At 76.5% G+C, this 6914-nt stretch carries 9 protein-coding genes and 1 tRNA gene; 7 read left to right on the forward strand and 3 right to left on the reverse strand.

From position 1 onward, the window contains the following. Positions 1 to 33 precede the first annotated feature (33 nt). Complete coding sequence (locus tag V9U69_RS14250; protein WP_337062512.1) at positions 34 to 1029, forward strand: ATP-grasp domain-containing protein; 996 nt, start codon at positions 34 to 36, stop codon at positions 1027 to 1029. 55 nt (positions 1030 to 1084) lie between these two features. Here V9U69_RS14250 and V9U69_RS14255 read toward each other — a convergent pair. Together V9U69_RS14255 and bcp are read right to left on the reverse strand one after the other, a co-directional pair. Then, positions 1085 to 1166, reverse strand: a tRNA-Leu gene (locus V9U69_RS14255). Between the two features lie 65 nt (positions 1167 to 1231). Beyond that, the gene (bcp, locus tag V9U69_RS14260; protein ID WP_337062513.1) at positions 1232 to 1708 is read right to left on the reverse strand and encodes a thioredoxin-dependent thiol peroxidase; all 477 of its coding nucleotides are present in this window, start codon (positions 1706 to 1708) and stop codon (positions 1232 to 1234) included. Positions 1709 to 1870: 162 nt separating this feature from the next. Here bcp and V9U69_RS14265 point away from each other — a divergent pair, with 162 nt between their 5' ends. The 4 genes from V9U69_RS14265 to V9U69_RS14280 all read left to right on the forward strand — a co-directional run bounded on the left by V9U69_RS14265 (position 1871) and on the right by V9U69_RS14280 (position 5290). Then, positions 1871 to 2164, forward strand: coding sequence for a DUF3618 domain-containing protein (locus V9U69_RS14265; protein ID WP_337062514.1), 294 nt, complete (start codon positions 1871 to 1873; stop codon positions 2162 to 2164). A gap of 116 nt (positions 2165 to 2280) precedes the next feature. Beyond that, positions 2281 to 2574, forward strand: a complete 294-nt coding sequence (locus V9U69_RS14270; RefSeq protein WP_255820226.1) for a GroES family chaperonin — start codon at positions 2281 to 2283, stop codon at positions 2572 to 2574. 74 nt (positions 2575 to 2648) lie between these two features. Continuing rightward, entirely contained in the window at positions 2649 to 3950 is a 1302-nt protein-coding gene (locus tag V9U69_RS14275) for a cytochrome P450 (RefSeq protein WP_337062521.1), read from the forward strand. A 53-nt stretch (positions 3951 to 4003) separates the two neighbouring features. After that, on the forward strand, positions 4004 to 5290 hold the full coding sequence (locus V9U69_RS14280; RefSeq protein WP_337062515.1) for a PP2C family protein-serine/threonine phosphatase: 1287 nt from the start codon (positions 4004 to 4006) through the stop codon (positions 5288 to 5290). 12 nt (positions 5291 to 5302) lie between these two features. On the opposite strand, the gene V9U69_RS14285 is transcribed toward V9U69_RS14280, so the two are convergent. Beyond that, positions 5303 to 5782 (reverse strand): hypothetical protein, encoded by a 480-nt coding sequence (locus V9U69_RS14285; protein WP_337062516.1) that lies wholly within the window; start codon positions 5780 to 5782, stop codon positions 5303 to 5305. A gap of 171 nt (positions 5783 to 5953) precedes the next feature. Between V9U69_RS14285 and V9U69_RS14290 the strand changes: the two genes are divergently transcribed. Further along, a complete protein-coding gene (locus V9U69_RS14290) occupies positions 5954 to 6427 on the forward strand; it encodes a DUF4383 domain-containing protein (protein ID WP_337062517.1) in 474 nt (157 codons plus the stop codon). A 62-nt stretch (positions 6428 to 6489) separates the two neighbouring features. Beyond that, a complete protein-coding gene (locus V9U69_RS14295; protein WP_337062518.1) occupies positions 6490 to 6825 on the forward strand; it encodes a hypothetical protein in 336 nt (111 codons plus the stop codon). The last annotated feature ends 89 nt before the right edge of the window (positions 6826 to 6914 follow it).

Here is a 6914-nt window from a genome sequence, read left to right on the forward strand (position 1 = left end):
GCGCCCACCGGGGCCCCGGTGCAGGATCGGCGGGTGAGCACCGCGACCGAGCCCGCCGTCCACGTCCTGCACGAGAACCCCGAGTGGCTGCCGCCGTTCCGGGAGGCGTTCGCGGCCGAGGGCGTCCCGCTCGTCGAGCACGTCCTGACCGGCGGGGAGCTGGACCTGGCCGAGGTGCCCGCGCCGGGCGTGTGGTGGTCGCGCATGTCGGCCTCCGCGCACACCCGCGACCACTCCGCCTCCGTGGCGCACACCCGCGCGGTGCTGTCGTGGCTCCAGGCCGCCGGTGCCCGCACCGTCAACGGCCGCGCGGTGCTGGAGCTGGAGCTGAGCAAGGTGGCGCAGCTGACGGCGCTGGCCGCGGCGGGGATCGAGGTGCCCCGCACCGTCGCCGTCGTCGGCGCCGACCTGGACGCGGCGGCGCGCCGGTTCGCCGAGCGCGTCGGCGGGCCCTTCGTCACCAAGCACTCCCAGGGCGGCAAGGGCCTGGGCGTGGCGCGCTTCTCCGGGTACGAGGAGTTCGCCGACACCCTGGCCTCCGGTGGCCTGGACGAGCCGTTCGACGGGGTGTGGCTGCTGCAGGAGTTCGTCGCCTCCGCCGACGACAGCGTCACCCGCGCGGAGTTCGTGGGCGGGGAGTTCCTGTACGCGCTGCGCGCCGACACCGCCCGCGGCGGGTTCCAGCTGTGCCCGGCGGACGCCTGCGCCATCGACCCCGACACCGGCCGGCCGGTGCTGCCGCCGGGTGCGACGATCGCGCAGGAACCGGGGGAGACGATCTTCTCGCTGCGCGAGGGGTTCGACCACCCCGTCCTCGCCCGGTACGCGGACTTCTTGCAGCGCAACGGCATCGAGATCGCCGGGGTCGAGTTCATCACCACCGCCGACGGGCGGGTCGTCACCTACGACGTCAACACCAACACCAACTACAACGCGGCCGTGGACGCCGCGGCGCCCCGCTCCGGGCCGCGTGAGATCGCCCGGTACACCGGGCGGCTGCTGCGGCGGAGCAGCGGCGCGGGCTCCTGAGGGAGGCCGCCCCGCCCGGCGCGCGTGCGCCGGGCGGGGCGTGCGGGCCCGGCCGTGCGGGAGGCGGGACTCGAACCCGCACGCCCGGAGGCACAGGAACCTAAATCCTGCGTGGCTGCCAGTTACACCACTCCCGCTCGCGACGAACGAGCCTAGCCCAGCGCGCGGGCCCCGACGAGGCCGTGCCCGCCGCCCGGCGCGCTCAGGCCGCGTCCAGGCCCAGGTCCCGGCGGAGCTTGGCCACGTGCCCGCTCGCCCGGACGTTGTACTGGGCCAGGGCGACCAGCCCGTCGGGGCCGACGACGACCGTGGAGCGGATCACGCCCACGGAGGTGCGCCCGTAGTTCGTCTTCTCCCCCCACGCCCCGTACGCCTCGAGGACCTCGTGGCCGGTGTCGGACAGCAGCGGGAACGTCAGCCCGTCGCGCTCGGCGAACGTCGCCAGCTTCGCCACCGGGTCGGGGGAGACGCCCAGCACCCGGTGGCCGGAGGCGTTCAGCGCGTCGAGGGAGTCGCGGAAGTCGCAGGCCTGCGTGGTGCAGCCCGGCGTCATCGCGGCCGGGTAGAAGTACACGACGACGCTCTGACCGCGCAGCTGCGACAGCGTCACGGTGCCGCCGTCGTGCGCGGGCAGGGTGAAGTCGGGGGCGGGGTCGCCGGGGGCGAGGCGGGTCGTCATGCGCGCACGCTAACGGCGCGGGGTGCGCCGGGCGGGCCGGGGTGGGGGCGCTCCGGTACGGTTCGGCGGACGGCCGGACCCGCCCGGGCTCCGGCGAGCAGCTGCGCCGGGCGGCACGCACCCCCGGCAGGAGACGACCCGTGCGACGGGCAGGAGGTGGCCGTGACGGCCAGCGACGGCAAGGCCGAGATCACCACGAGCGACCCGCGCGCCCTGGAGCGCGAGATCGAGCTGCGCAGGGCGCAGCTGGCGGGCACGCTCGACGAGCTGAACGAGCGGCTCCAGCCCGACGCCATCAAGGCGCGGGCCCTGGCCTCCGCCCGCGAGAGGGTGAAGGGGTTCGCGACCGCGCCGGACGGCTCGCCGCGCACCGGCCGCCTGGCGGCGGTGGGCGCGGTCGTGCTGGGCGTGACGACCCTGCTGGTGGTGCGGGCCGTGCGGGCCCGGCGCCGCTGACGCACCCCGCCCCGGCGGTCCCGCACCGCCCAGCGCCCCCGAGCCGACCCGGCTGCGGGGGCGCTACCGTTCCGCCCGTGAGCACGCCCGCCGACGCCTCCCGCCTGCCCGTCCGCATGCTGCACGACCGCGTCCTGGTGGCCGCCGACGACAGCGGCGAGCGGAAGTCGTCCGCGGGCATCGTCATCCCCGCCACCGCCGCCGTGGGGCGCCGGCTGGCGTGGGCGTCGGTGATGGCGGTCGGCCCGCACGTGCGGCAGGTGCAGACCGGCGACCGCGTCCTGTTCGACCCCGAGGACAAGGCCGAGGTGGAGCTGACCGGCAAGGGGTACGTGCTGCTGCGCGAGCGCGACCTGCACGCCGTCGCCGCCCCCCGCGTGGAGGACGGCCAGACCGGGCTCTACCTCTGAACCCGGACGCCCCGCAGCGCGCCGGGTCGGCGCGCCGCAACGCCCGCTACACCCCGCTGGACACCGACGGCCCGCTGCCGTGGGAGATGGTCCGCTCGGTGCCCGCCATCCGCCGCGCCCCGCACGAGTTCCTCGCCGGCCTGGTGCGCCGCCACGGCGACACCGCCGCGATCCCCCTGCCGCGCACCCCCGTGCTGGTCCTCAACGACCCGGCGGGGGTGCGCCGCGTCCTGGTGGACAACGCCCGCGGCTACGGCAAGGCGACCGTGCAGTACACGGCGCTGGCGGCCGTCACCGGGCCCGGCCTGCTCGCCGGCGACGGGCCCACCTGGCGCTCGCACCGGCGCACCCTGCAACCGGCCTTCCACCACGGCTCCCTGGACGCCGTCGCCGAGCACGCGGTGGGCGCCGCGCGCACGCTGCGCGCCGAGGTCGACGCCCTGCCGCCGGGGCGGGCGCTGGACGTGGTCGGCGCCGTCTCGCGCGCCTCCCTGGAGGTGGTGGGGCGCACCCTGGCCGCCGCGGACCTGTCCGGGGTGGCGCCTCGGCTGGTGGACGCGGTGGGCGAGGCGCTGGAGCTGGTGGTGGCGCGCGCGGCCTCGCCGGTGCCGGCGTCCTGGCCCACCCGCTCGCGGCGGGCGCTGGCCGCGGCCGTGGCCGAGATCGACGAGGTGTGCGCGCGCGTCCTCGCCGAGCGCCGCGCGCGGGGCGTCGCCCCGGACGCCACCGACGTGGTCGCCCTCATGTTCAACGCGGGGATGAGCGCGCAGGAGGTGCGCGACGAGCTCGTCACGTTCGTCGTCGCCGGCCACGAGACGGTGGCCTCGTCGCTGACGTGGACGCTGGACCTGCTCGCGCGCGAGCCGTCCGCGCAGCGCCGCCTGCAGGACGAGCTGGCCGCCGTGCTGGGCCCGCCCGGCGCCGCCCGCGAACCGCGCTGGGAGGACCTGCCCCGGTTGCGGTACGCGCGCGCCGTGGTGGACGAGTCGCTGCGGCTGTACCCGCCGGCGTGGGTGATCACCCGGCGGGCGCTGGCCGACGACGTGCTCGCCGGGGTGCCCGTGCCCGCCGGCACGCTCGTCATCGTCAGCACCTGGGCGCTGCACCGGCACCCGGGGGTGTGGCCGAGCCCGGAGCAGTTCCGCCCCGAGCGGTTCCTCGACGCCCCGCGCCGGGACGCCTACGTGCCCTTCGGGGCCGGGCCGCGCCAGTGCATCGGCCGCGACCTGGCCCTCGTGGAGGAGGTGCTGGTGCTGGCGGCGCTGCTGCGCGACCGCGCGGTGCGCCCGGTGCCCGGCCCGCGTGCGGAGGTGGAGGCGCTGGTCTCCCTGCGTCCGCGCGGCGGCTTGCGCCTGCTCGTCGAACCGCGCGGCTGAGCGGGTCCCGGCCGGCGAGCGGCCCCCTGAGCACTGACCTAGAGTCCACAGAGGTGACTTCCCGTGACGACGGTGTGCTGCTGCGAGCCCTGACGATCCTGCTGGACCGGGCCCACCTGGCCAGCCCCGGCCAGCTGCCCGACGTGCTGGCCGTCGCGGCGCGCGAGCTCGGCTGGGAGGTCCTGCTGCACCTCGTCGACCACGACCAGCGGGTGCTGCTGCCGCTGCCGCCCGCCGGTGGCGAGCCGTCGCGGCCGCAGGTCATCGACACCACGCTCGCCGGGCGCGCCTTCCGCGGCGTGGAACCGGTGAAGTGGTCCGGGGTGGGGCAGGGCGTGTGGCTGCCCGTCCTCGACGGCACGGACCGCCTCGGCGTGCTGAAGGTGACCGTCACCGACCCCGCCGCGAGCGACCGCGAGGAGTTCAGGGACCGCTGCCGGCTGTTCGCGCACCTGACCGGCCACCTGCTCACCGCGAAGACGTCCTACGGCGACGCGCTGAACCGCGTGCAGCGGCTGCAGCACCGCTCGGTGGCCACCGAGCTGCTGTGGCAGCTGCTGCCGCCGCTGACGTTCGCCTGTGAGGGCCTCGTCGTCGCCGGGGTGCTGCAGCCGACGTACGCCGTGGCCGCCGACGCGTTCGACTACAGCGTCGTCGACGACGTCGCCCACCTGGCCCTCTTCGACGCCACCGGCCACGACCTCGCCGGCACCCTGCTGGCCGCGGTGGCGCTGTCGGCGTACCGCAACCGCCGGCGCGAGGGGGCGGGGCTGCGCGAGACGGCGGGGACGGTCGACCGGTACGTCGCCGAGCAGGGCGCCGGGGAGAAGTTCGCCACCGGGGTGCTGGGGCAGCTGGACCTGGCCACGGGGCGGTTCCGCTACCTCAACGCCGGCCACCCCGCACCGCTGGTCGTGCGGCGCGGCAAGGTCGTCAAGGAGCTGACCGGTGGCCACCGGGTGCTCTTCGGCCTGCCCGACGCCTGGGACGCCGTGGAGGCGGAGGTCGGCGAGGAGGTGCTCGAGCCCGACGACTGCGTGGTCCTCTACACCGACGGCATCGTCGAGGCCCGCGGCGCGGACGGGGAGCTGTTCGGCGTCGAGCGCCTCACGGACCACCTGGAGCGGTGCGCGGCGGCCGCCCTGCCCGCCCCGGAGACGATCCGCAGGATCGTCCAGGCCGTCCTGGGCCACCAGGGCGGTGTGCTGCAGGACGACGCCACGATCCTGATGGCCCAGTGGGCCAGCGGCGCCGAGCGCGCCATGCAGTCCGGCTGGACCACCGACCTCCAGCAGCTCACCCCGCCGCACCCGCCGGGGGGCGAGCCGCTGCGCCGCTGACGTGCGGACCCCTCAGGGCATCTCGACCGTCTCCGCGCGGCGCACCTCCGCCAGCGCCGCCTGCACGTGGCGCACCAGCGGGCGGCGGGTGGCGCCCACCAGGTCGGCCACGAGCAGCAGCGCGTGCCGCAGCACCGCCTCGTGCGGGGCCCGCGGCACCTCGGCGACCTCCGGGTGCTCGCCCAGGGCCCCGGTCAGCGCCAGGACCAGCAGGTGCGGCTCCAGGCCGGCGAACCAGGACGGGGCCGAGCGGGCGCAGCGCTCCACGACCGCGCGCAGGTCGTCCGCGTCCAGGCCGTCCGGGTGCAGCTCCTCCAGCGCGCCGCGCAGCACCCACCCCAGGACGGTGCGCGCCGCGTCCGCGTCGAAGGCGGCCAGCGCCGCCGCCGCCTCGCCGAACGTCGCGTCGTCGCCGGCGGCCAGCGCGCGCACCGCGCGGGTCAGGGCGCGCTCCAGGACGGCCGGATCGGTGCTGCGGGCCGGGGTGTTCACGGGCCTCACCCTGCCACCGGCTCCCGACACCACCTCGGCGCCACCGTGACAGCACTGTGATCCCGCCCGAGTTGCCGCCCCCGCCCGGCTGCCTACCGTGGAGAGGGAGGTCGAGAAGACGCCTCGTACGCCCCGCGGAACCGCGGGGCCCGCGAACCGGAGGAGCTCGACATGGCCACCAGAACGAAGAACAGCGTCGACGCCACCCGCACCCACCGCCGGTCGCCGGTGCAGACCGGTGCCCTGGTCGTCGGGGCGGTGTTCGTCCTCGTCGGGATCATGGGGTTCATCCCCGGGATCACCACGAACTACGACCAGCTCGAGTGGGCGGGCCCCGACTCCGAGGCCATGCTGCTCGGGATCTTCATGGTCTCGATCCTGCACAACCTGCTGCACCTAGGTCTCGGCGTCGTCGGGCTGATCGCGGCCAAGGCCGCCGGCGCCGCGCGCAGCTACCTCATCGTCGGCGGCCTCGTGTACGCCGCGCTGTGGATCTACGGGCTCGTGGTCGCCGAGGAGAGCCAGGCGAACTTCGTGCCGCTGAACAACGCCGACGACTGGCTGCACCTGGTGCTGGCCGTGGGCATGATCCTGCTCGGTCTGGTCCTGCCGCGCCGCGTGGAACTGCCCGCGTCGGAGCACTGAGCGCCGACCGGGGCCGCACCACCCCGGGGGCGACTCCGGGAACTCGACGAAGGAGAGACACCGTGAGCACCGACGAACGCTCGACGCTGCCCGTGCCGGACTACGACCACCTGCCGCTGGGGAGCCTCACCGACCGCATCCGCTCCCTGGACGCGGCCGCCCTGGGCGACCTCATCGTCTACGAGGAGGCCCACGGGGCGCGCGAGCCGGTGCTGACGGTCCTGCGGGCCCGGGCCGACCAGCTCGCGTCCGGTGCCGAGCCGTCCGGCGGGAACCCCGCCGGCGCCCAGCCCGAGCACGCCCCCGCACCGCAGGGGCCGAACCTGGGGACCACCGACGCCCCGCCGATCAACCCCCCGTCGCAGGGCGTGCCGACGAACCCGGCGCAGCCGCGCTGACACCGGCGCCGGCACCGGAGCGCTCCACCCGGCCCGCCGGCACGGCCGGCTTCGCGGCGTGCGGTACCCGCCCCCCGGCGTACCGCACG

This window comes from Kineococcus sp. G2 (genome assembly GCF_037154035.1).
Lineage (GTDB): Bacteria > Actinomycetota > Actinomycetes > Actinomycetales > Kineococcaceae > Kineococcus.

Excerpts from the sequence above, each read along its gene's own strand:
- bcp (WP_337062513.1), bottom strand. The coding sequence starts at position 1,708 with ATGACGACCCGCCTCGCCCCCGGCGACCCCGCCCCCGACTTCACCCTG.
- V9U69_RS14290 (WP_337062517.1), top strand. The coding sequence starts at position 5,954 with ATGGCCACCAGAACGAAGAACAGCGTCGACGCCACCCGCACCCACCGC.
- V9U69_RS14270 (WP_255820226.1), top strand. The coding sequence starts at position 2,281 with ATGCTGCACGACCGCGTCCTGGTGGCCGCCGACGACAGCGGCGAGCGG.